Source organism: Streptomyces sp. SP18CS02 (assembly GCF_036322365.1).
GTDB lineage: Bacteria > Actinomycetota > Actinomycetes > Streptomycetales > Streptomycetaceae > Streptomyces.
On record NZ_JAQYXC010000289.1, the window covers coordinates 483740 to 506932 of the forward strand.

The 23193-nt window shown below is 73.3% G+C and carries 17 protein-coding genes; 10 read left to right on the plus strand and 7 right to left on the minus strand.

Features of this window, described 5'->3' with window-relative positions:
- The first annotated feature begins 38 nt into the window (after positions 1 to 38).
- Positions 39 to 608 (plus strand): winged helix-turn-helix domain-containing protein, encoded by a 570-nt coding sequence (locus PUR26_RS22505; protein WP_329874254.1) that lies wholly within the window; start codon positions 39 to 41, stop codon positions 606 to 608.
- Positions 609 to 699: 91 nt separating this feature from the next.
- Here PUR26_RS22505 and PUR26_RS22510 read toward each other — a convergent pair whose 3' ends face one another.
- Complete coding sequence (locus PUR26_RS22510) at positions 700 to 2151, minus strand: PepSY-associated TM helix domain-containing protein (RefSeq protein WP_329874255.1); 1452 nt, start codon at positions 2149 to 2151, stop codon at positions 700 to 702.
- Positions 2152 to 2198: 47 nt separating this feature from the next.
- Complete coding sequence (locus PUR26_RS22515; RefSeq protein WP_329874256.1) at positions 2199 to 2939, minus strand: hypothetical protein; 741 nt, start codon at positions 2937 to 2939, stop codon at positions 2199 to 2201.
- A gap of 105 nt (positions 2940 to 3044) precedes the next feature.
- Here PUR26_RS22515 and PUR26_RS22520 point away from each other — a divergent pair, with 105 nt between their 5' ends.
- From PUR26_RS22520 to PUR26_RS22535, 4 genes are all read left to right on the plus strand, one after another.
- Complete coding sequence (locus PUR26_RS22520) at positions 3045 to 4034, plus strand: NAD-dependent epimerase/dehydratase family protein (protein WP_329874257.1); 990 nt, start codon at positions 3045 to 3047, stop codon at positions 4032 to 4034.
- Positions 4035 to 4215: 181 nt separating this feature from the next.
- Positions 4216 to 5478: a sensor histidine kinase gene (locus PUR26_RS22525; protein WP_329874258.1), complete on the plus strand. Its 1263-nt coding sequence runs from the start codon at positions 4216 to 4218 to the stop codon at positions 5476 to 5478.
- On the plus strand, positions 5463 to 6116 hold the full coding sequence (locus PUR26_RS22530) for a response regulator transcription factor (protein WP_329874259.1): 654 nt from the start codon (positions 5463 to 5465) through the stop codon (positions 6114 to 6116). Before PUR26_RS22525 ends, PUR26_RS22530 begins: the two co-directional genes overlap by 16 nt.
- A 126-nt stretch (positions 6117 to 6242) precedes the next feature.
- Complete coding sequence (locus PUR26_RS22535) at positions 6243 to 7763, plus strand: DUF1996 domain-containing protein (RefSeq protein ID WP_329874260.1); 1521 nt, start codon at positions 6243 to 6245, stop codon at positions 7761 to 7763.
- Positions 7764 to 7913: 150 nt separating this feature from the next.
- Here the strand turns inward: PUR26_RS22535 and PUR26_RS22540 are convergent, their stop codons facing one another.
- On the minus strand, positions 7914 to 8366 hold the full coding sequence (locus tag PUR26_RS22540) for a hypothetical protein (RefSeq protein ID WP_329874261.1): 453 nt from the start codon (positions 8364 to 8366) through the stop codon (positions 7914 to 7916).
- 100 nt (positions 8367 to 8466) lie between these two features.
- On the opposite strand from PUR26_RS22540, the gene PUR26_RS22545 reads away from it, so the two are divergent.
- The 4 genes from PUR26_RS22545 (at position 8467) to PUR26_RS22560 (ending at position 15613) form a co-directional block, all read left to right on the plus strand.
- Positions 8467 to 11568 carry an alpha-N-acetylglucosaminidase gene (locus tag PUR26_RS22545; RefSeq protein WP_329874262.1) on the plus strand — a complete coding sequence of 1034 codons (3102 nt, stop codon included), beginning with the start codon at positions 8467 to 8469 and terminating at the stop codon, positions 11566 to 11568.
- Positions 11569 to 11598: 30 nt separating this feature from the next.
- Complete coding sequence (locus PUR26_RS22550; protein ID WP_329874263.1) at positions 11599 to 13533, plus strand: hypothetical protein; 1935 nt, start codon at positions 11599 to 11601, stop codon at positions 13531 to 13533.
- 112 nt (positions 13534 to 13645) lie between these two features.
- On the plus strand, positions 13646 to 14530 hold the full coding sequence (locus tag PUR26_RS22555) for a metal-dependent hydrolase (protein WP_329874264.1): 885 nt from the start codon (positions 13646 to 13648) through the stop codon (positions 14528 to 14530).
- Between the two features lie 3 nt (positions 14531 to 14533).
- Positions 14534 to 15613, plus strand: coding sequence for a PDR/VanB family oxidoreductase (locus PUR26_RS22560; RefSeq protein ID WP_329874265.1), 1080 nt, complete (start codon positions 14534 to 14536; stop codon positions 15611 to 15613).
- Positions 15614 to 15637: 24 nt separating this feature from the next.
- On the opposite strand, the gene PUR26_RS22565 is transcribed toward PUR26_RS22560, so the two are convergent.
- Positions 15638 to 16027 carry a hypothetical protein gene (locus PUR26_RS22565; RefSeq protein WP_329874266.1) on the minus strand — a complete coding sequence of 130 codons (390 nt, stop codon included), beginning with the start codon at positions 16025 to 16027 and terminating at the stop codon, positions 15638 to 15640.
- 62 nt (positions 16028 to 16089) lie between these two features.
- Here PUR26_RS22565 and PUR26_RS22570 point away from each other — a divergent pair, with 62 nt between their 5' ends.
- Positions 16090 to 16800 carry a TetR/AcrR family transcriptional regulator gene (locus PUR26_RS22570; RefSeq protein WP_329874267.1) on the plus strand — a complete coding sequence of 237 codons (711 nt, stop codon included), beginning with the start codon at positions 16090 to 16092 and terminating at the stop codon, positions 16798 to 16800.
- On the opposite strand, the gene PUR26_RS22575 is transcribed toward PUR26_RS22570, so the two are convergent.
- The 3 genes from PUR26_RS22575 to PUR26_RS22585 form a co-directional block, all read right to left on the minus strand.
- Positions 16785 to 17129, minus strand: a complete 345-nt coding sequence (locus PUR26_RS22575) for a 5-carboxymethyl-2-hydroxymuconate Delta-isomerase (protein ID WP_329874268.1) — start codon at positions 17127 to 17129, stop codon at positions 16785 to 16787. The two genes, PUR26_RS22570 and PUR26_RS22575, sit on opposite strands and share 16 nt — an antisense overlap.
- A gap of 216 nt (positions 17130 to 17345) precedes the next feature.
- Positions 17346 to 22682, minus strand: coding sequence for a pullulanase-type alpha-1,6-glucosidase (pulA, locus tag PUR26_RS22580; RefSeq protein ID WP_329874269.1), 5337 nt, complete (start codon positions 22680 to 22682; stop codon positions 17346 to 17348).
- A 274-nt stretch (positions 22683 to 22956) separates the two neighbouring features.
- The coding region (locus tag PUR26_RS22585; RefSeq protein ID WP_329874270.1) for an alpha amylase C-terminal domain-containing protein at positions 22957 to 23193 on the minus strand (237 nt) is incomplete at its 5' end.

A 23193-nucleotide genomic window follows, 5' to 3' on the forward strand; every position in this document is an offset into this window, starting at 1 on the left:
TCCGTTCGTTCCTTCCGCGCGAAAGAGCTGAGCCCATCATGGCGAACACCCGTACCGTCTCCACCGTCACCACCCCTCCCCTCCCGAAGCCCGCGACGTCGGGACGGCACCGCCTGCGGGCCGTCGGCCGGGACGAGGTGGTCGACGTCGCCGGCTTCCTGCCGCCCGGCGCCACCTGGCTCCCGGCCCCCGCCCACACCCTGCCCACCCTGCCCGGCCAGCCGCCGATGATCGGGTACCTGGTGCTCGTACCGGCCGAGCAGGACCCGCAGACGCCGGGCCTCCTGGGTGTCGCGGACGTGCCCGAGGAGGTGGCGACCGCCGAGCGGGGCCCGGTCACCATCGACAGCACCCAGCGCACCGCCCTGGTCGACGGGCGGCCGCTGGATCTGACGTACCTCGAGTTCGAGCTGCTGTCCCATCTCGTCGCGCACCCCCACCGGGTGCACACGCGCGACCAGTTGGTGACGACCGTCTGGGGGTACGGCCATGTCGGCGACGGCCGGACCGTGGACGTGCACGTGGCCCGGCTGCGGCGCAAGCTGGGCGCCGAGCACCGCCACTCGATCCAGACCGTGCGGCGGGTCGGCTACAAGTACGCGCCCTGAGCGGCGCCCGTCAGGCCCCGCCCGCCGGGCCTTCCCGGGAACCCGGTGGCCGCGGCCGGCGGGGCCTGACGGGCAGGCCCGGACCGTGATCTCAGGCGGCGCGTCGTGTCCTGCGGCGCGCCACCAGGGAGAGCGCCACGTCCACCACCAGGAAGGCCAGCAGGCTGACGCCGAGCATCGGCACGAACCAGCCCACGACCGCCGTCGCGGCCACCAGCGGCAGCAGCATCGTCGGCGGCACCTTGCGCCACGCGCCGCGCGGCATCGGCCGGCCGACGCCCAGCTTCCGTTCCTTGGTCGGCCGGCGCAGCCACCACATCCGGTAGCCCCACAGGATCAGCAGGATGAGCGCGACCATGAGCAGCGCCAGCGCCAGCTGGTTGGGGAGGCCGAGGAAGACGCCCATGTGGGCGTCGATGCCGAAGCGGGTGAGCTTCGCCAGTACGGGGTGGTCGGCGAAGCGGAGTTCGTCCATCACCGCGCCGTCGGCCGGGTCGATCGCGACCGAGTCGAGGTGCACCGGGAACTGGGTGTCGGTCTCCTTGACCACGTATCCCTTGCCCTCGGTCGGCAGGGTCACCGCGATCCGGCCGGACACCCCGGTGGCCCGGGCGGACTCGACCGCCTTGTCGATGCCGACGTCGGCCCCCTCGGGGGCGGGGGCCGGGTGGTGGCCCGGGCCGTGGCCCGCGTGCTCGTCGCCGCCGCCGGCGGTCCCGGCGAGCGCGGCGGAGACGCTGGGAGTGGCGCCGCCGAGCTGGTCCTGGACGGCGCCGATGTTCTCGCCCGCGAAGCGGGACCAGGTCAGACCGGTGGCGGAGAGCAGGACGAGACCGACGGCCGCCCACAGGCCGACCGCGCCGTGCCAGGAGAGGGTACGGCGACGGGACCTGGGTCCGCGCTCGGGCAGGAACAGGGCGCGCTTGGCGGACCGCTTGCGGCCGATCCACAGCAGCAGCCCGCCGAGGGCCACCACCCACATCCAGCTCGCGGCCATCTCGCTGTAGTGGCGGCCGAGTTCACCCAGCCGCAGGTCGGCGTGGAACTCGGAGAGCCAGGCGCGCAGCGGCAGGGCGCCCGAGCTTCCGTAGCTCGGCAGGTCTCCGCGTACCTCGGCGGTGTAGGGGTCGACGAAGACGGCGAGGGACTTGCCCTCCTCGACCTCGGGCGAGGCCATCAGGACGCGGGTGGTCGCGCCGTCCTCGGAGGAGGGCCAGACGGAGGTCACCGTGCCGTCGGGGTGCGCCGCGCGGGCGGCGTCGACCTGGGCGGAGATCGGCAGGACCCGGTCGCCGACCGGGGCCTCCAGCTCATGGCTGTAGATGATCTTCTCGGCCTGGTAGGAGAGCGCGTAGAGCAGGCCGCTGGTGGCGGCCACGAGCAGCAGCGGGGCTATCAGCAGGCCCGCGTAGAAGTGGATGCGCAGCACCAGGGGGCGCAGTGCGCTCCACGTGGATCTCGGTCCGGCGCCCGGCGCGGCGGCGGGGCGGGGAGTCGTTTCGGCGGGGTCGGTCGTGCCCCGTACGGGGTCGTCGATGGCCATGACTGTCCTAGGAGTCGTGTTCTCTGCAGGGGGAAGCGGCCCCCAGGTCAGATGACGGCTCCGGGGGCCATGACGCGGGGTACGGGGCACAGGGGCGGGCCGCGCCGGGACAGGGTGTGGGCGAGGACGACGCCGTGGTGACGGCGGACGGCGGGGGCCGACGGGCGCGGCGGGCGCGGGGCGTCGGGCAGCCGGACGACGAGGAGCAGCCGGCGCAGCGGGCTGAAGGCGAGGGCGCAGACGGCGGCGGCGAGGCGGAAGAAGGCGGCTTCGCCGCGGGCCAGCCACAGGGCGCAGACGGCGGCGGCGAGGAGGTGCGCGGCGAGCATGCCGGTGGAGCTGGCGCCGAGTCCCTGGTGCGCCGCCGGCAGGTCGGCCGTCAGTCCGGCCATGCCCGCCATATCGGCCATGGCGGCCGGGTCCGCCGGGTGCGGGAGCATCGCGGGCGAAGCGGCCGACGCGTCCGGTGCCATGCCGGTCGTCGTGCCGGGGGCGGCAGCCGGTCCGGGTGTCATGCCCGTGTGCCCGTGGTGCGCGCCGCCGCTCCCGAAGGCCAGGTGCAGGGCGCCCTGTACGGCGAGGAGGCCGATGCCGATGACCGGCGCCCCTCGGCGGCGGGCCCCGCCGAGCCAGGCGAGGAGGCCCGTCACGGCGAAGGCGGCGACCAGGGAACCCGGGGGGATGTCGTGCGCGGACATGACTGAATGCCCCACCGCGGCCAATGTCACGCATACGGCCGCGAAGAGCGCGGCGCGCAGGGTGCGTATCGGCGAGCGGGGATCCGTCATGGTCCGGACATCGTGCCATCCCGCCACCGCCGTGGGCAGTCCATGGGGTTCTTCCCGCAGCGGAACCTCTCGCCGGCCGGGGGGAGTCAGGGGCAGAGTCACGGCATGAGACTTCTGGTTCTGGGTGGTACGGAGTTCGTCGGACGCGCCGTCGTGGACGCGGCGCTCGCGCGCGGCTGGGAGGTGACGGTGTTCCACCGCGGCCGCCATGAGCCGCCGGCGGGCGTGACGTCCCTGCGGGGCGACCGCACCGCGCCGGGCGGCCTGGCGGCGTTGGCCGGGGGGAGCTGGGACGCGGTCGTCGACACCTGGGCGTCGGCGCCGACGGCCGTGCGGGACGCGGCCCGTCTGCTGGCCGGCCGGGTGGGGCACTTCGTGTACGTCTCCAGCCGGTCCGTCTACGCCTGGCCGCCCCGGGCGGGGCTGGACGAGGACGGCCCGTTGGTGGAGGCGTCGCCCGACGCGACCGATGTGCCGTACGCCGAGGCGAAGCGCGGCGGGGAGCTGGCGGCGCTCGACGCGTTCGGCGAGCGCCGGACACTGCTGGCCCGGGCGGGCCTGATCATCGGGCCCCGGGAGAACGTGGGGCGCCTGCCGTGGTGGCTCGACCGGATCGCGCGGGGCGGCCCGGTGCCCGCACCGGGCCCGCGCGACCTGCCCCTTCAGTACATCGACGCGCGTGACATGGCCGAGTGGCTGCTGGACGCGGCCGGGGCGGGTCTCCACGGTCCGTACAACGTGGTCTCTCCGCGGGGCCACGCGACGATGGGCGAGCTGCTGGACAGCTGTGTGCGGGTCACCGGTTCGGACGCGCGGCTGCGCTGGACCGACCCCGCGACGATCCTGGGCGCGGGCGTCGAGCCCTGGTCGGGGCTGCCGATCTGGATCCCGCCGGGTGAGTTGTACGACGCGATGCACGGGGCCGACGTGACCAGGGCACTCGGGGCGGGCCTGCGGTGCCGGCCGGTGGCCGAGACCGTCGCCGGCACCTGGGCGTGGCTGCGCGGGCTCGACGGCGACGGGGCGCCGCCGAGGACGGAGCGCGGCGCCACGGGGATGAGTCCGGAACAGGAGGCGAGGATCCTCGCCTCCTGAGGCGCGCGAGGCGGACGGGAAAGCGAGGCGCGCGGGGTGGTGCCAGGTACACGGGGCGCGCGGGGTGGTGCCAGGTACACCCCCGGGACGGGGTGCCTGACACAGTGACCTGGGGCGGGGCGGCCCGGGAGACTGTGTCCGGGCTCGGCGGACCGTCCGCCGGGGGAAGGAACGAACACCGATGAACGCGACGCGCACGCGCGCCTCCCTCCTGGCGGCCGGACGGGGGTTCGTGTTGTCGTTGCAGGCCCTGGTGGGGTCGGTCGTCCTCTTCTCGTTCACCCTCGTCTCGATCGCGCTGGTGCCGATCGGTATCGGCCTGGTCACCACCCCGTTCGTGCTGTCCCGGGTGCGCGCGCACGCCGGCCGGCGGAGGGCGCTGGCCGCCCGGTGGTCGGATGTGCGCATCCCGGAGTCGTACCGCCCTCCGGCCCCCGATCCGCGCGGCGGATTCCTCGGGCAGGCCGAGAGGTGCCTGGTGCTGCTGAAGGACCCGGTGACCTGGCGGGACGTCCTGTGGCTGTTCACCGACATATCGGCCGGCTTCCTCACCGCGCTGATGCCGGCGCTGCTGCTCCTCTACCCGCTGGAGGGGCTGGTGCTGGCGGCCGGGCTGTGGCGGGTGTTCCAGGACGACCGGTACTGGTACGCCTTCGTCCCCGTCGACAGCCAGCCGAGTGCTCTCGCCGCCGCGGCCTTGGGGCTGTGCGTCCTCGCCGTCGGCCTGCGCGGCAACCCGGCCGTCCTGCGGGCCCACTTCCTGCTCGCCAAGGCGCTCCTGGACCGGCCGCTGGGCGCGGAGCTGAACGAGCGGATCGACCGGCTGACCGAGACGCGGCACGACGCCGTGGACACCTCCGCCGCCGAACTGCGGCGCATCGAGCGGGACCTGCACGACGGGGCGCAGGCGCGGCTGGTCGCCATGGGCATGAACCTCGGCACCATCGAGGCGCTCGTCGAGAAGGACCCGGCCCGGGCGAAGGAGCTGATCGCCATGGCCCGGCGGAACTCGGCCGAAGCCCTCGCGGAGCTGCGCGACCTGGTGCGGGGCATCCATCCGCCGGTCCTCGCCGAGCGCGGGCTCGGCGACGCGGTCAGGGCGCTGGCCCTGCGGCTGCCGATACCGGCAGAGGTGGACGTGGAGCTGCCGGGGCGGGCCGACGCGCCCGTCGAGTCGGCGGTGTACTTCGCGGTCAGCGAGACCCTGACCAACGCGGTCAAGCACGGCGGTGCCGAACGGATCTGGGTCGACGTCGGCCACCGGGACGGCATGCTGCGCGTCTCGGTCACGGACGACGGCTGCGGCGGGGCGAGGATCGGCGGCGGCTCCGGGCTGAGTGGAATCGAACGCCGGCTCGGTACATTCGACGGCGTCCTGGCCGTCAACAGCCCCGCGGGCGGCCCCACCATGGTGACCATGGAGATTCCTTGCGAGTTGTCCTAGCGGAAGACCTGTTCCTGCTGCGCGACGGACTGGTCCGGATGCTCGAGGCGTACGGCTTCGAGATCCTGGCCGCCGTGGAGAGCGGGCCCGAACTGGCCCAGGCGCTCGCCGAGCTGGACCCGGACGTCGCGGTGGTCGACGTCCGGCTCCCGCCGTCGCACACCGACGAGGGGCTCCAGTGCGCGCTGGCGGCGCGGCGCGCCCGCCCCGGGCTGCCGGTCCTGGTGCTGTCGCAGCACGTGGAGCAGTTGTACGCGCGCGAGCTGCTGGCGGACGGCGCCGGCGGGGTCGGCTATCTGCTCAAGGACCGGGTGTTCGACGCGGACCAGTTCGTCGACGCGGTACGCCGGGTGGCGGCGGGCGGCACGGCGATGGACCCGCAGGTGATCTCGCAGCTGCTGAGCCGGCGCGCCCGGGACGAGCCGATGGGCGGTCTGACCCCGCGTGAGCGGGAGGTCATGGGACTGATGGCGCAGGGCAGGTCGAACGCCGCGATCGCCTCGCAGTTGACGGTGACCGAGCGTGCGGTGGCCAAACACACCTCGAACATCTTCGCGAAACTGGGGCTCGAAGTGTCGGACGACGACAACCGCCGGGTGCTCGCGGTGCTCGCCTACCTCGATCGCGGTCAGGGGTGACCTTATCCTGGCAATTCGCCCGGTTTGCGAGTGTAGTTTTCTCTGATTTCCCGTCCCGGGTGAACGGGCCGCGCGCCACCCCCGTATGGAACGGCGCGCTTCTCCCACCCCCGGGATTGGAGTTCCATGGGACGCACACGAAAACGCTCGACACTGGCTAACCGGGCGATCGCCGCCTCGGCTGCCCTGCTCCTGGGCGGGGGTGGGCTCGTAGCTGCCAACTTCTACGCATCCGCGGGAGAAGGCTGGTCCGGCTCCCCCCGGACCAAGAGCCAGAACGCCGCTCAGCAGATCTCGACCATCGACTGCCCCGAGGTCGCCAACGGCCTTTCCGAAGTGCCCGACCAGGCGCGCGTCGAGGTGGACCGGGAACTGGCGAAGATGGACAGCCAGATCACCGAGGCCTACCAGCGGTTCGCGGATCAGAAGGAACAGATCCAGCGGGACCCGGGCTTCGCCGGGAATGCCATTCTCAACCCGCTGAAGGACAAGCGCCTGGCGAGCATCGACCGCATCACCATCGCGATCGGCCGTTCGGCCCAGCAGCCGCAGGGGCTCAAGGACATGGCCCCCTGCACCCTGCGTGCGGACGACAACCAGGTGAAGGACCAGAACGGCAACGACCAGAACGGAGACGGTCAGGGCGGGAACAACCAGAACGGCGACGGCCAGAACGACGGGCAGGACCAGGGGCAGAACCAGGGCCAGGACCAGGGCGGAGACCAGGGACAGGGGCAGGGGCAGGGGCAGGGGCAGGCCGGCAACGGCCCCGAGGCCTCCGACTTCGTCGACATCCAGTCCGTACAGCCCAACGTCCAGAACGTCCGTCCGCGCCGGGGCGCCTCCAAGGGCACCTTCAGCACCAACTGCGGACGGAACGAGAACGGCAAGTTCAATCCGGACAACGTCATCGTCGCGCCGGGTGTCAGCAACGGCGCCCACCACATGCACGACTACGTCGGCAACCAGGCCAACGACGCGTTCGCCAGTGACGACGACCTCGCCAACGGGCAGACCACCTGCCGCAACCAGGGTGACAGGTCGACCTACTACTGGCCCGTGCTGCGCCTGCAGAACGGACAGGACGACAACGACGCCAACGCCGACGGCGGCGGCAAGGACCAGAACGTCGGAGAGATCCAGACGCCTTCCCAGGTGACCCTGGACTTCGTCGGCAGCCCGGTGTCCAAGGTGACGGCCATGCCCCGTTTCCTGCGGATCATCACCGGTGACGCCAAGGCGTTCACCAACGGTGACGCCAACGCCAACGCGTCGTGGAGCTGCACGGGATTCGAGAACCGGCAGCTGAAGGACAAGTACCCCATCTGCCCCGAGGGCAGCGATGTCGTCCGGTCGTTCAAGTTCCAGAGCTGCTGGGACGGTCAGAACACCGACAGCGCCAACCACCGGACCCATGTCGCCTTCGCGAACGGGAACGGTCAGTGCCCGCAGGGCTTCCGGGCCATCCCGCAGCTCGTGCAGCGGATCGTCTATGACGTCCCGGCCGGCACGACCTTCGCCGTGGACTCCTTCCCGGAGCAGCTCCACAAGCCGATCACGGACCACGGCGACTTCATCAACGTCTTCGACAACGGCCTGATGAAGAAGGTGGTGGGCTGCATCAACGGCGGACGCAGGTGCACCTGACCACCGCGGTGCGAACCAGCACCTGACCACCATGGTGCGGATCACCGGGCGGGGCGCCGCCGGTGATCCGCACCTCCGCATACCTGCGCGGCCGTCTCGCAGGCGTGTCCGCGGGGCCCCGCCCGGTCGACGGGGCCCCGCGGACACCCGTCAGTGGTGCCCCGAGTGGCCCTCCTCGCTCCCCCCACCACCACCGCTCCCCGCGTGGTGCGGCGAGGTGGTCTCCACCGCGCCACCGAGCCGGCCGCGCAGCGCCGTCACCACCTTCTCGTCACCGACCGCCACCCACTTGCGGCCCACCAGGTAGGAGCCGCCGTAGTCGTTGGCCTCGTTGATCCACTCCCGCAGGCCCCGGTCGGTGGCGAAGGTGGCCAGCACGTACGTGCCGTCCTCCGTCGCGCAGTTCGCCTGGCGGAGTTCCTCGGCGTCCGTCGATATGTTCGGCTCGCACTCCGCCTGACGCGCCAGCTGTTCGAGCGTGCCCGTGGCCGTCCTCGGCACGTCGGACCCGCTCCCGTCCCCACCGCAGCCCGCCAACGCGGGTACACCCAGGGCCGCCAGAGCGACCGCCGCCAACGCCACACGCATTCGATCCGTACGCATCCGGCCATCGTGCCGGTTCGTACCCCTGTTGCGACAGCGAACCCCGAGTAACGTTCGTCCCACCCGTACCTGATGGTTCGTCAGCATCATGGAGGAGCGCGTGAGCGACGTGTCGAGACGTACGCTGCTGGGCAACGCCGGAGCTCTCGGACTGGGTGCCGCGCTCACCGGCCGCGCCCCCGCCCCGGGCAGCGGGCCCGGAAGCGGGCCGGGGGCCGGCGGCGGGGACACCGGTCCCGCCCGCGCAGCACTCGAACGGCTGCTGCCCGGCCACGCGGACCAGTTCCGCCTCTCCCTCCTGCCCGACGGCCGCGAACGGTTCCGTGTCACCGGCTCCACCGGCCGCGTCGAGGTCGCCGCAACCGGGCCCGCCACCTTGCTCACCGGTGTCCACTGGTACCTGAAGTACGTGTGCGGGGCGCACATCTCCTGGTCCGGCAGCCGGCTCGACCTGCCCCGCAGGCTGCCCGCCCCCCGTGAGCCGCTGGCCCGCGAGGCCACCGTCCCGCACCGGTTCGTCCTCAACGACACCCATGACGGCTACACCGCTCCCTACGCCGACTGGCCCCGCTGGGAACGGATGATCGACGTGCTCGCCCTGCACGGCTGCAACGAGGTCCTGGTCACCGCCGGGCAGGAGGCCGTCTACCACCGCCTCCTGCAGGACTTCGGCTACTCCGACGCCGAGGCCCGCGGCTGGCTGCCCGCCCCCTCGCACCAGCCCTGGTGGCTGCTCCAGAACATGAGCTCCTACGGCGGCCCGCTCGACCCCGGGCTCATCGCCCGCCGCACCGAGCTGGGCCGCCGTATCGTCGGACGGATGCGCGAGCTCGGCGTCTCGCCCGTGCTGCCCGGCTACTTCGGCACCGTCCCGGACGGCTTCGCCACCCGCAACCCCGGCGCCCGGACCATCCCGCAGGGCACCTGGGCGGGGCTGCGTCGGCCCGACTGGCTGGACCCGCGCACCGACGCGTTCGCCCGCGTGGCCGCGTCCTTCTACCGGCACCAGGAGCACCTCTTCGGCGAGGTGCGGCACTTCAAGATGGACCTGCTGCACGAGGGCGGCTCGGCGGGCGACGTCCCCGTCCCCGAGGCCGCCCGCGCCGTCGAGACCGCGCTGCGCACCGCCCGCCCCGACGCCACGTGGGTGATCCTCGGCTGGCAGGCGAACCCGCGCCGGGAGCTGCTCGACGCCCTGGACCCGGCCCGGCTCCTCGTCGTCGACGGGCTGTCCGACCTGGAGGCGGTCACCGACCGGGAGAAGGACTGGGGCGGCGTGCCCTATGCCTTCGGCACCATCCCCAACTTCGGCGGCCGCACCACCATCGGCGCCAGGACCCACCTGTGGACCGAGCGCTTCACCGCCTGGCGCGACAAACCGGGCTCCTCGCTCGCCGGAACGGCCTACATGCCCGAGGCCGCCGAACGCGATCCGGCCGCGCTGGAGCTCTTCACCGAGCTGGCCTGGCGCTCCCGGGCCGTCGACCGCACCCGCTGGTTCCAGGAGTACGCGCGACTGCGGTACGGCGGGCACGACGACGCCGCCCGGGAGGCGTTCGCGGTACTGCGCGAGACGGCCTACCGCATCACCAGCCCGGACGGACGCCCGCACGACTCGGTGTTCGCCGCCCGGCCGGACCTGACCGCCAGTTCCGGGGCGTACTACGCGACCCGCACGCCCGCCTTCGACCCCGGCGACTTCGACAGGGCGTTCGCGGCCCTGCTCGACGTCCGTGCGCCGCTGCGCCACTCGGACGCCTACCGCCACGACCTCACCGACCTGGGCCGGCAGGCGCTCGCCAACCGCTCCTGGCAGCTCATCGGGCAACTGCGGAGCGCGTACCGCCGCAGGGACCTGGGGACCTTCCGGGCGCTGTCGCGGCTGTGGCTGGGGCTGATGCGGCTGAGCGACGACATGGCCGGTGCGCACCGCGCCTTCCTCCTCGGGCCGTGGCTGGCGGAGGCCCGCCGCGAGGGCCTGGAGCGCACCGCCCGCGTCCTCGTCACCACCTGGGCCGACCGGCCCACGGCGGACGGCGGACACCTGGCCAACTACGCCAACCGCGACTGGTCCGGGCTGATCGCGGATGTGCATCTCCCCCAGTGGCGGACGTACCTGGACGAGCTGGAGGACGCGCTCGTCCAGGGCCGCGAACCGAGGACATTCGACTGGTACGCGGTCGAGGAGGCCTGGACCCGCGAGACGCGGGAGTATCCGCTGCGGCCGGTCGCCGACCCGTACCGGACGGCCCTGCGGGTGCGCGACACCCTGGCCCGCGCGCCCTACCAGGGCACGGTGACCGTCTCCAGCGAGCCCCCGGCCCCCTCCCCCGGCGCCACCGCCCGGATCACCGCCGTCTTCCGGAACGTCAACGGCCTGCGGGCCACCGGTCCCGTCCGGCTCGCGCTCGACTGCCCCGGCGCCCTCGGCGACCTGCCGGAGCGTGTGCTGCCGCCCGTACCGGCGGCCGGTTCGGGCACGGCCGTCTGGCGGATCACCGCCCCCGCCGGGCCGCTCACGACACCGGTCGAGCCGCTCCCCTACGAGCTGCGGGCCGGCTACGGACCCCAGGGCGAGGAGCCGGTCGTCACCGTCCAGGAGGGCCGGCTGTACGTCGCCGGGCCGCTGGACGGGTCCTGGCGTACGCACACCGGCAACGGGGCGGTCTTCGGGCAGCTCGGCGGACGCTACGCGATCAACGGCGGCGGACGGGACCTGTGGCGGGCGGTCGCCGAGTTCGGCACGCTCTACCGGGAGGGCGCCCTGGCGGACGGCGGGGTGCTGACCGTGCGGGTGGACGCGCAGGACGCGACCGGCGCCTGGGCGCGGGCCGGGATCGTCGTCCGCGACCGCCTGGCCGTGCCGGGCGGCCCGGGCTTCCTGAACCTGGCGGTGACCCCGTCCAGCGGGGTGGCCCTGTCGTACGACACGAACGGCGACGGCACCCTCGACGCCTACGGGCGGCTCACCGGCGTCGGGGCTCCGGCGCTGCTGCGACTGGCCCGGACGGGGGACACGTTCACCGGCTCCTGTTCCACGGACGGCGGCGCGAACTGGCGTACCGTCGCCACGGCGCGGGTGGCGGGCGCGGCGGCGGCACGGGACGCGGGGCTCTTCATGACCGCTGCCAGTGGTGCGAGCGGGGCACGAGGGACGGCTGTGTTCAGCGAGGTGTCAGGCTGGGCCACGGCGGCCAGGTGACCAGAGCAGGATTCGCTCGTTCTGCTGAATGTGAGCACCCAGGAAGCCCAGAAGCCGGCCCCCTCGCCCGTCGACGTCGAGCAGGCCGAGGCCGCGCTCGTCGAGCACTACCCCCGGCTCGTCCGCATCGCCTATCTGGTGCTGCCGCCCGGTCTGGGGCGCAACCGCCGGGTACTGACGGCGCACGCCCTCGTGCAGCGCTCGCTGCCCCGGCGGCGCGGTGCCGACGCCGACGCGATGCCCGGGCAGCGGCGGCCCGAGGACGCCGTCGACCCGGGGTACGCGTATGTGCGCGGCCGGGTGCTGCGGCAGGCGCTGGAGGCGGGGCTGCCGTTGCGGCGGCTCGCGTGGCCCAGGCGCGCGCAGCTTCCGCCGGTGCTGCCGCACGTGTGGGGGCTGCGCCTGTTCCCGCGTTCGGGCGGCGCCGACGAACTGGCGCTCGACCAGCGGCTGTCGGCGCTCTCCGGGGCCGGCAGGGCCGCCTACGTGCTGCGGGGGCTGGAGCGCCAGGGCGACGCGGAGGTGCGGCGGGTGCTGGCAGCCGCCGGGGTCCAGGATCCGGCGTCGGCGCTGGCGGAGGCGGACGGTGTCGAGGCGCCCGGCGAGATCGGTTCGGCCGCCCTGCTGGAGTCGGCCGAGTTCGATCCGTGCTCGCTCCAGGCCCGCCCGACGGATCTGATGCGGCGCCGCCAGCACGCGAAGGCGGCGCTGGCGGCGGCGGCCGCCGTCACGGTGTGCGGGGCGCTGCTCGGGCTGCCGGGCGAGGGCTGGGGCCCCGACGGCGCCGCCGCGCCGGCGTACGCGCGCAACCCGGCGGCCGAGGCGGCTCTGGATCCGGCCCATCTCAAGCTTGTCGCGCCCGCGGCGTGGGAACGCTCCTCCCGGGCGGACTTCTCGGTGTGGCCGGCCCGCGGGGAGCTCACCGGCGACCGGGCGCTGCTGCGCAGGGCGCTGGCCGTGTGGGCGCGGCCGGGCGCCTCGGTGCAGGCCTCGGCGACGCCAGGCACCCCGCCCGGACCTCCGATGGGGCCCCCGCAGCTGCTGTTCGCCGGGCAGGTGGACCAGGCCCGGGTGGTGCTGTTCCACGACGGGCTGCGGGTGGTGCGGTACGCCGAGCCCAAGGACGGCACGGAGGGCGCGGCGCTCGACTTCGCGCGTACCGACGGGGCGGACACCGCCTCGGCGGGCGCCCTCGTGGTGGGGCGCACCCACGCCAACGTCCGTTATCTCACCGCTCCCTGGGTGGAGAGCGTGTCGGTGCGCGACCTGCTCGACCGGTCGGCCGGGGCGCGTCCCCTGGAGCGGGACGCCCATGGAGTGACGGCGCCCCTGCAGAGCCCCGCGGCGGCGAGCTCGTGCACGTCCTGGGACACCCTGGAGATCCGGGACAACGGGACGGACCGGCTGCTGACGGACCTCGGTGAGCTCGCCCCGGCCCGGCTGACCTCGGGCCCGCCCTCGGCGCCGGTCGAGGTGAAGGGCGCCGAGGCGCGGGAGGAATGGGCGCGGACGGCGTGTCTGCTGCCCTCGCTGCGGGCCAAGGGGGTGCGCGCGGTGAACTCCTGGCGGTTCGCCGAGCAGGAGCTGCCGGGCACGGACTCCACGGCGGCCTGGCTGTGCACCCGCGCGGAGACGTGGCGCGGCACGGGCAGTACGGCGCTCGCGCAGTTCCAGGCCCCGGCCACCCGGCCGGACGCGCCGGGCGCGGTCGCGGCGAAGTCCGAGGACTCGGCGGCCTGCGGAGGACGCGAGCCCCGGGTGCTGGCCGGTGTGCTGTGGCAGTCGCCGGGCGGGCAGTGGTACGTACTGGCGGCGGGCAGCCCGGGGTTCGCGTCCCTGACCGTGTCGGGCGGGGTGAAGGGCGAGGCGGAAGGGCGGCTGCTGGCGAAGAAGACGGAGAAGGGCGCCCAGGTGGATCTGTCCGGGCGGCTGGAGGACGGCTCGAAGGTGGACGCGCTGCGCTGACCCTCCCGGAGCCGCTGAGCCCCGCGTCCCGGGGGCTCCGGGCCTCGGCCGGCGAACAAAAGCGGCCGCACGACTCTGTTGCCAATCATGTACCCGTCAGTACATTGACAACATGTCTAATACGCAGCCCCCACCGGTCGCGTCCGAGCGGATCGGGCTCAAGGCCCGCAAGGTCTCCTTCGACTGGGAGGAGACCCCGCTCCACTGGGTGCCCGGTGACCCCTTCACCACCCACACCATCAATGTGCTGCACCTGCTGCTCCCGGCGGGCGAACGCTGGTTCGTCCACGTGTACCAGCAGGTGCTGCCGTACATCCACGACGACCGGCTGCGCGAGGACGTCATCGGCTTCATCGGCCAGGAGGCGACGCACTCCCAGGCCCATGACGACGTGCTGCCCCACCTGAGGAAGCTGGGCCTGGACCCGACGCCGTACACCGCGCAGGTCGACTGGCTCTTCGAGAAGCTCCTGGGCGACAGGACCCTGCCGCCGGGCCGGGCCCGGACCTGGTGGCTGATGGAGCGGGTCGCGCTGATCGCCGCGATCGAGCACTACACCGCGTTCCTCGGTGACTGGGTGCTGAACGCCGAGGAGCTGGACCGGCGCGGCGCCGATCCGGTGATGCTGGACCTGCTGCGCTGGCACGGAGCCGAGGAGGTCGAGCACCGCTCGGTCGCCTTCGAGCTCTTCACGCATGTCGACGGCGGCTACCGGCGCCGCGCCAGGACGTGGGCCACCGCGTTCTCGGCCCTGGTCTTCCTCTGGCAGCGCGGCGTCCGGTTCTTCATGGAGAACGACCCGACCCTGCTCGACGGCCGGGCCTCGGTCGGGCAGTTCGTCCGCAGGGGACGGCAGGGCGTGCTGCCCTCGACCCCGGACCTGCTGCGTTCCGTACCCCGCTATCTGAGCCGCGCCTACCACCCCTCCCAGGAGGGCAGTACGGCGCAGGCCGTCGCCTATCTCGCCTCGTCCCCCGCGGCCAACGGAGGTTCCTGAACCATGCCACCCCTGCCCCGTCCGCGTACCGTCGCCCTCGCCGCCGGTGCGGCCCTGCTCGTCCGGCGCGCCGTGCGCCGGCGCGTCCGGGCGGCTCCGCTGTGGCCGCTGCCCACGCTGGAGGAACCCGTGTCGGGCCGCGGCGAGCGGTCGGCCGTGTCGTCCCGCGGCCGCGTGCACGTGCTGGTCACCGAGCGCACCGAGCCCGCCGAGGGCGTGGTCCAGCTGCGGCTGGAAGGCACCGGGCTGCCCGCCTGGGAGCCCGGCGCGCACCTCGACCTGGTCCTGCCCTCCGGGCTGGTGCGGCAGTACTCGCTGTGCGGCGACCCCGCCGACACGGACACCTACACCATCGCCACCCGGGTCCTCGCCGACGGGCGGGGCGGCTCGCGCGAGGTGCACGAGCAGCTGCACGAGGGCGAGGAGGTCGAGATCCGGGGGCCGCGCAACCGCTTCCCGCTGGTCGACGCCCCGGCGTACGTGTTCGTCGTCGGCGGTATCGGGATCACTCCCGTCCTGCCGATGCTGCGCGCGGTCCGGGCGGCGGGCGCCGACTGGCGGCTGCTGTACTGCGGGCGCAGCCGGGCCACGATGCCGTTCCTGGACGAGGTGGAGAAGCTCGGACCGGACGGCGACCGGGTGACCGTGGTGGCCGAGGACGAGGCGGGGCTGCCCGAGCTGGCCTTCCTCGCGGGCGTACCGGCCGAGACGGCCGTCTACTGCTGCGGCCCCGACGGGCTGATGGACGCGGTGGCCGCCGCGCTGCCCGAGGGGCGTGAGCTGCACCTGGAGCGGTTCGCGGCGGGCTCGTCCGCCCCGGGCGGCGCCTTCGAGGTCGAACTCCGGCGCTCGGGACGCACGGTGCCGGTGGTGGCCGGGCAGTCGGTGCTCGCCGCGGTCCGGGAGGAGCTGCCCCATGTGTCGTACTCCTGCGAGCAGGGCTTCTGCGGGACCTGCCAACAGCGCGTCCTGGAGGGCGAGATCGACCACCGGGACGAGCTGCTGACGGACTCCGAACGGCACGACTCGATGCTGATCTGCGTCTCCCGCTGCCACGGCGAACGCCTCGTGCTGGACCTGTAGTACGGGCCCCGCCGGGGACCGGCCCTACGGCAGCAGCAGCCAGTCGGCGGCCAGCGCGGCGAGCAGTCCGGCGCCGAGGAGCCAGGTCCCCAGCCGGGTACGGCCGTGGCGGCTGAGCTCGATCACCACGCCGCACAGGATCATGGCCAGCCCGTACACGCCGACCACCAGGACGGAGGTACGGCTGGCCAGCCGCAGCACCAGCACCGCCGCCAGCCCGACCAGCAGCACGGACGCGACGGCGACCCGCAGGCGCCGGGCCTGCCGCGGCGAGAGCCCGGCGCGCGCCCCTTCGGCGGCGGCGACCGGGGCGGGCGGGTCCTGGGCGAGCGACTCCTCCTCGGAGGTGGCCCGGGCGGGCGGCTCCTCCTCGGAGGTGTCCTGGCCGGAGGTGTCCTGGTCGGGGGTGCTCATGTTCGGAGCGTAACGGAAGCTGTATCGGGCACTGTTCGAAGGCCGACGGTTACGCTGTTCGCATGACGACCGGGGTACGCCGCAGGATGGGCGTCGAACAGCGCAGGCAGCAGCTGATCGGGGTGGCGCTGGAGCTGTTCAGCCACCGCTCCCCCGACGACGTCTCGATCGATGAGATCGCCGCCGCGGCCGGGATCTCCCGGCCCCTGGTCTACCACTACTTCCCCGGCAAGCAGAGCCTGTACGAGGCGGCGCTGCGACGGGCGGCGGACGAGCTGGCCAGCCGGTTCCAGGAGCCGCACGACGGGCCGCTCGGGGCACGGCTGCTGCGGGTGATGGGGCGGTTCTTCGACTTCGTCGAAGGGCACGGGCCGGGGTTCGCGGCGCTGATGCGCGGCGGTCCGGCCGTCGGGTCGACCACCACCGACGCGATGATCGACGAGGTGCGGCAGGCGGCGTACGGGCAGATCGTGTCCCATCTGGGGGTGGGCGAGCCGTCGGCCAGGCTGGAGCTGGTCGTGCGGTCGTGGGTCTCGCTGGCCGAGTCGACCGCGCTGATCTGGCTGGACGGGCGCCGCATCCCGCGTGCGGAGCTGGAGTTGCAGCTGGTGCACGACTTCGCGGCGCTGTCGGCGGTGAGCGCCGCGTACGACGAGGAGATGGCGGGGCTGCTGCTGCGCGTGCTCGCGGACGAGCCGGCCGACGGGCCCTTCGGCGACCTGGTCGACCGGCTCGGCGCGCTGCTGCGGGTGCCCGGTCAGCGCTTGCGGTAGGACGCCTCCAGATCGCGCACCTCGGCGGAGACGTGCACCGTCACGCCGGGCTCGACGAAGTCCCCCACCAGCGCGACGACCGACTCGGTGAGCCGTGCCTTGAGCTCGTCGCCGCGCCCGGGAAGCAGGGCTATGCCGACGTGGATCAGCGCGTCGTCGCCCGTGCCGTCCCCGACGACGGTCCCCTCGACCCGGCGCAGCCGCGTCTTGCAGCCTTCGATCCGGGTGTCGACGGTGGCGGCGACCAGCGGGTGGAGGGCGCGGGCGAAGCCCGGCCCGTCGAAGGCGTCGTCGAGTGAGGCGGAGTGGTCGACGGTGATCTGCGGCATGCTCGCTCCTGGTCTGCGTACGGCGGTCGGGCCCGGCCCCGCACTCGCGCCGTTGCCGGTGCCGGTGCCGGTGCCGGTGCCGGTGCCGGTGGGGCTCAGCCTCGCGGTGACCGGCACGGCCGCACAACCGGCGCCCGTATGACGGACGCCCTGGTCCGGGACGGATGTCCGGACCAGGGCGTCAGCGGCTCAGCAGCTCAGCGGCTCAGCGGTGCGTCATCGGGTGAAGACGGCCACCGTCCGGGCCGGGACCGTGAAGGTGCCCGGGCCGGCCGCGTAGGACGACGCCTTGACGACGGCGTCGGCACCCTTCGCCTGGACCGGGTGCAGGGCGTAGCCCCGGCCGGCGAGGGCGGGGACGGTCTGGGTCTGCTCGGCGGGCGTGGCGTTGAAGACCACGACCAGCTCGCCGAGACGCATGGTGATCACGCCTGGTGTCTCCTGCTCGCCCGAGAGCGGGAAGGAGAGCGCGGACTGCACCTGCCCGGCGGTGGACAGGCCGAAGTCCTTCTCCGTGGTACGGATCCTCAGCAGGTCCTGGTAGGCCGCGGAGGTGCCGGTGATCTCCGGGCAGCCGACGGTGAGAGCGGGGGCCGTCAGCAGCGGCTTCCCGAAGGCCCACTTGTCCTTGTTGTCGGCGGCGGGCGGCAGGCCCCGGCCGAAGCCGTTGCCGGCCCGGCAGTCCCAGTTGAGGACGTTGAACCAGTCGCCGCTGTCGAAGGAGTTGCGGTCGAGCGACTTGGACCGCAGCAGGTCCGTGCCGGCCTGGGACAGGGCGGGCCCCTGGGAGAGCGCGGCGGTCGCCATGGCGAGGACCTGCATCCTGGCCCGGTCGGCGGGCGAGGTGCCGGCCGGCAGCTTGAAGGCCAGCGCGTCGTACAGGGTCTCGTTGTCGTGGGCGTCCGCGTAGGCCAGGGCGTCGCCGGGGGCGGCCGCGTAGCCGGCGGGGGCGCCGTTGTAGTCGACCTCCGACCCCTTGACGGTCCGGCCCGACGTGTCGGTGAAGGAGTAGCCGGCCAGGTTGCCCGTCAGGCCCACCTTGATCAGGTCCTGGTAGTGCAGGAGGCGGGCCTTCTGCTCGGCCGGGGTGCCGTTGGCCCTGGAGGAGTTGGGGTCGGTGAACAGGCCGGAGGCGAAGCCCTGGACTCCCGGGTCCTCGTCGAAGGGGCCGCCGCCGCGTACGGCGTCGCGCGCCCGGTCGGAGAAGGTCGCGATGCCGGTGCCGGCCATGTTCTTCTGGGTGGCCTGGACGAAGCGGGCGTCGTCGGCGATCTCGCCGAAGTTCCAGCCCTCCCCGTACAGGATGATCTTCTTCCCGTCGACGCCGTCCTTCGCGAGGGTCAGGGAGTCGAGGGCCTCGCGGACCGCGAGGATGTTGGCCTTGGGGTGGTGACCCATGAGGTCGAAGCGGAAGCCGTCGACCTTGTACTCCTTGGCCCAGGTGACGACCGAGTCGACGACGAGCTTGCCCATCATCGTGTTCTCGGGCGCGGTGTTGGCACAGCAGGTGGAGGTGGCCACGGTGCCGTCCGCCATCAGCCGCTGGTAGTAGCCGGGGACGATCCTGTCGAGGACCGACCTGTCGGCCTGGCCGCTCGCCACGGTGTGGTTGTAGACCACGTCCATGACGGTGCGCAGCCCGGCGCCGTTGAGGGACTGGACCATCTGCCGGAACTCCACCGTGCGCCGGGTGCCGTCCGGGTCGGAGGCGTAGGAGCCCTCGGGGACGGTGTAGTGCAGCGGGTCGTAGCCCCAGTTGAACGCGTCCTTGGCGGCAGCCCCGGACACGCACGCCTGCTGCTCGTCGGAGTCGGGGGCGTACGCCTTCAGGTCGCAGCCGGGTGTGGTCTGGCCGGACTTCTTCTCGGGAACGGTGCCGATGTCGAAGACGGGCAGCAGGTGGACGTAGGAGGTGCCGCTGTCCGCCAGCGTCCTCAGGTGCTTCATGCCGTCGGACGCGGTGTCGGTGAAGGCGAGGTAGCCGCCGGGGTGCTTCGAGGTGCGGTCCGCGATCGAGAAGTCGCGGACGTGCAGCTCCTGGATCTGTGCGTCCTTCAGCGGGGTGGCGGCCGGCTTCTTCAGGCCGGCCCAGCCCTTGGGGGCGAGCCGGGGGTCGGTGAGGTCGACGACCAGGCTGCGGGCCGAGTCGGCGGTCAGGGCGGTGGAGTACGGGTCGGTGACCTTGTTCGTCACCACCCTCTGGACGCTGGGCGCCCACACCTTCACCAGGTAGCGGTACGGCTTGCCGGTCCAGCTCGCGCCGCCCGTGACCGACCAGACGCCGGTCCGCTCGTCGCGCCTCATGGCCACCCGCCTGCCGTCGAGTTCCAGGGCGACGTCCTGGGCGGTGGGCGCCCAGACGGACAGGGTGGGCCGGCCGCCGCGGAACACCGGGCCGAGGGAGGCGCCGGCCGCCTTCGTCCCGTACAGCGCGTCCAGGACGCCCGGGATCTGGACGCCGGTGGCGGCGAGCAGGGCTCCGTCGGCCCCCCGCTGCGTGGCGATGAGCTGGCCGCGCAGGGCGGCGCGGACCCGGTCCCGGTCGCGCGGGTCGACGGTGAAGGCGGGGTGGTCCTTCAGATGGGGGTACTTCGCCTTCTGCGCGTCGCTGAGGGCGGAGGGCGCGAGCCGCAGCCACCGGCCCTCGGAGGACAGTGCCCCGCCGTCGACGGTGATGCCCCCGTCCTCGGCGTACACGAGCTGCTGGCTGGTGGCGGCGGTGGCCTTCACCTTCCAGACGACCGTGTCGGCGTCGATCCACTGGGCCTCGGCCTTGCCGAGGTCGAGGTCGACGGCACCGGCCGTCGAGGGCAGAAGGTATCCGCTGTCCCCGGCGACCAGCCAGACCTCCTTGCCGTACGTGGCGAAGTCGAGCGAGCGGTCGCCGGGGACGTCCTTCTCGTCGCCCTTGTGGACGATGTAGCTCAGCGAGGTGGCTCCTTCGGCGAGCGGCACCTCGAACGTGAGGCCGAAGGCGTCCCGGCGTACCGGCTGGAGCGGCTTGGACCATTCGGTGGGCGTCGCGGCGCCGGTCCAGGTGTGCAGGCCCCAGCCGTCGTGGTCTCCCCCGGGCCGGCGGAAGTGGATGACCGCCTTGGTGGCGTCCTGGGGCGGGTAGGCGCCGTCGGGTGCCTTGGTCCGCTGGCCGTCGGAGCCCTGCTCGATCCAGACCTCACCGGTCGCGGTCAGGTCGATGGTGCGCCGGGGCCCGTCGGTGGTGCCGTCCTTCTCGACGGTGTACGGGACGGCGGTGGTGCCGTCCTCCACCTTCACCCAGGCGAAGGCGCCGTACGCGTCGCGGCCGGTGAACGCGGCCGTGGTGGCGCCGCTCCTGAGCTGCCAGCCGTCGTAGTCCTTGTCGGCGCGCCGGTAGTGGACGACGGCGTGGTCCCGGTCGACGGCGCTCGGCACGCCGGGCACGACGGGCCGGCCGGCGCTGGTGGTGGCGATGTCTCCGGCGGTGCGGCCCGCGCTGTCGACGACGACGGCCTTGTAGCGGAGGGCCGTCCCCGCCTTCACGGTGGCGGGGAGGTGCTGGGTGACCTTGTACGGGGCGTGGTCGGCCGAGCCGAGGACCTGCCAGGGCCCGTTGCCGGTCTGGGCGGCGAAGACGACCCTGTTGAGCGACCCGCCGTCGACGTCGGCGGAGATCTCCACGGTCCCGGTGGCTCCCGCGGCGGGCGCGTCGAGCACGATCCCCGGCCGGGCGGCGGGGGCGGGGAGGGGCTCGTCGGCCTTGAGGACGAGGGACGAGAGCGCGGGGACGGTCACGGTCAGCCGGGAGCCGCCCTCGACGGTGCCCGAGCCGCCGTGGAGCACGCGGAAGCCGGTGCCCGCCGAGTCGGTGGGGATGCTCACGGTCCTCGGCGCGGCAGCGTTGTTGACGGCCACGACGTACTCGGTCCTCGTCCTGGCGTCCGTACGGGAGAAGGCGTACACCCCCCGCCCGTCGTCGGCGTACCGCTCGGTCTGGATCCCGTCCCGCAGCGCGGGGTGGGCCTTGGCCAGCTTGGACAGGGCGGCGATCGAGCGGTAGAGCGGGTGCCCGGTGTCGTACGCGTCCCGGGCGTGCGTGCGCTCCGTGCCGAGCAGGTCGTCGTCGAGGTAGTCGGCGACGCGGGAGGCGAACATCGTCTGGCGGGAGTCCTTGTCGCCGCCCGCGCCGGTGAAGCCCTGCTCGTCACCGGAGTAGACGACCGGGTTGCCGCGGCTGAGGAACATCAGCTCGTTGGCGAGCCGGTACCGGGCCACCAGCTCGGCGTCGCCGGCCTTGGCGTTGTCCTGCTTGAGGAACGTGCCGAAGCGGCCCATGTCGTGGTTGCCCAGGAAGGACACCGACTCGTAGGCGTTGGCCTTGTCCGTGGTGTAGCGGTAGTCCTGGGCGAACACCCCGGAGAGCCCGGCGGCGGAGCCGTCCTGGGAGGCGTAGCCGCGGATGGCGGCCTGGAGCGGGAAGTCCAGGGTGGAGTCGAGCCGGCCGCGGGTCACGTACTGCGAGGTGATGGCCGGGTCGGCGGAGTAGACCTCGCCGAACATGAAGAAGTCGTCGCGTCCGCGCTCGGCGGCGTACTCGTCGAGGGCGGTCGCCCACTGGGTCCAGAACCCGGTGTTGACGTGCTTGACCGTGTCGACGCGGAAGCCGTCGATGTCGAAGTCGCGCACCCAGCGCTGGTAGATCTTCTTCATGCCCTCGACGACCTCGGGGCGCTCGGTCCACAGGTCGTCCAGGCCGACGAAGTCGCCGTGCGTGGAGGATTCACCGGCGAAGGTCGAGTCGCCCCGGTTGTGGTACATCGTGGGGTCGTTGAGCCAGGACGGCACCTTGAGGTTCTTCTTGTCGGGTGCGACGACCGGCGTACGGGGGAAGGAGTCGGCGTCCGTCTTCGGGAAGCGCGTGGTCCCGTCGGCGTGGGCGGTGTCGTCGAAGGGGGCGCCGTCCTTGGTGAGGTACGGGAAGGCGCCCTTCGAGAGGTAGTCGTACGACGTGCCCTGGTGGCCGACGACGTCGGCCGTGTGGTTGGTGATGACGTCGAAGAAGACCTTCATGCCCTTGCCGTGGGCGTTGTCGATGAGCTTCTCGAGGTCTTCGTTGGTGCCGAAGTGCGGGTCGACCTGGGTGAAGTCGGTGATCCAGTAGCCGTGGTAGCCGGCGCTGGCGCTGTCGCCGCTGCCCTGGACCGACTGGTTCTTGAAGATCGGCGCCAGCCAGATGGCGGTGGTGCCGAGGCCCTTGATGTAGTCGAGCCGGTCGTTCAGGCCCTTGAGGTCGCCGCCCTGGTAGAAGCCCCGGTCGGTGGGGTCGTAGCCGGTGGCCAGGCGGGAGCCGGTGAGCCCGCCGCGGTCGTTCTTCGTGTCGCCGTTGGCGAACCTGTCGGGCAGGACGAAGTAGAACTGCTCGCGGGTGAGGTCGTGGCGGGCGGGTTCGGAGGCCAGCCGGGAGTCGGACGGCGGCGCGGGCGGCCGGGGCGCGGCGGCCGCCGGAACGGCGGGGACGAGCGCGGTGACCGTCGCGGCCGCGAGGGCGGCGGCTGTGCGCACGTGTGGGCGTATCAAGGCGGATGCTCCTTGAGGAGGGTGAGGGAGAGGGCCGGCCGCCGGTGAGGCGGCGGCGAGGCGTGCCGCTGGGGCACGCGGGGGCGCACGGACGGGGCGTAGCGGGCGGGCCGCGAGTGGCGGCCGCACGGGTGGCGCGCATGGAACAGGTGACGCGAGTGGCGCCGCACGGGTGGCGGCGCGGGGCCGGCCGTGTGGAAGGTCCGCCGCCCCGCGCCCCGGAGCGGGACACGGGGCGGCCGTCGCGTACGCGACGGGTGCCGGGCTGATTCGTCTAGGAACAGTTCCTGGCGCCGGTGTGGAGTGCGATGGCGGTGTCGGCGGGCAGTGTGGCGGTGAACTGGCCGGTGCCGTTGACCGTGACGGGCCTGTTGTTCTGCACGTCGCAGTAGGTGCCGGCGGGCAGGGCGGTCTGGAAGGTCCGGGTGAGGGCGGACGTCTCGTGGTTGAGGGCGACGTAGGCCTTGTCGCCGCGGCCGAAGGCGACGGCGTTGTTCCCGTTGTCCCACCA

Bases quoted from the DNA above. Each gene is read 5' to 3' on its own strand.
- PUR26_RS22505 (WP_329874254.1), top strand. From the start codon at position 39: ATGGCGAACACCCGTACCGTCTCCACCGTCACCACCCCTCCCCTCCCG.
- PUR26_RS22510 (WP_329874255.1), bottom strand. From the start codon at position 2,151: ATGGCCATCGACGACCCCGTACGGGGCACGACCGACCCCGCCGAAACG.
- PUR26_RS22515 (WP_329874256.1), bottom strand. From the start codon at position 2,939: ATGACGGATCCCCGCTCGCCGATACGCACCCTGCGCGCCGCGCTCTTC.
- PUR26_RS22520 (WP_329874257.1), top strand. From the start codon at position 3,045: ATGAGACTTCTGGTTCTGGGTGGTACGGAGTTCGTCGGACGCGCCGTC.
- PUR26_RS22525 (WP_329874258.1), top strand. From the start codon at position 4,216: ATGAACGCGACGCGCACGCGCGCCTCCCTCCTGGCGGCCGGACGGGGG.
- PUR26_RS22535 (WP_329874260.1), top strand. From the start codon at position 6,243: ATGGGACGCACACGAAAACGCTCGACACTGGCTAACCGGGCGATCGCC.
- PUR26_RS22540 (WP_329874261.1), bottom strand. From the start codon at position 8,366: ATGCGTACGGATCGAATGCGTGTGGCGTTGGCGGCGGTCGCTCTGGCG.
- PUR26_RS22555 (WP_329874264.1), top strand. From the start codon at position 13,646: ATGTCTAATACGCAGCCCCCACCGGTCGCGTCCGAGCGGATCGGGCTC.
- PUR26_RS22560 (WP_329874265.1), top strand. From the start codon at position 14,534: ATGCCACCCCTGCCCCGTCCGCGTACCGTCGCCCTCGCCGCCGGTGCG.
- PUR26_RS22565 (WP_329874266.1), bottom strand. From the start codon at position 16,027: ATGAGCACCCCCGACCAGGACACCTCCGGCCAGGACACCTCCGAGGAG.
- PUR26_RS22570 (WP_329874267.1), top strand. From the start codon at position 16,090: ATGACGACCGGGGTACGCCGCAGGATGGGCGTCGAACAGCGCAGGCAG.
- PUR26_RS22575 (WP_329874268.1), bottom strand. From the start codon at position 17,129: ATGCCGCAGATCACCGTCGACCACTCCGCCTCACTCGACGACGCCTTC.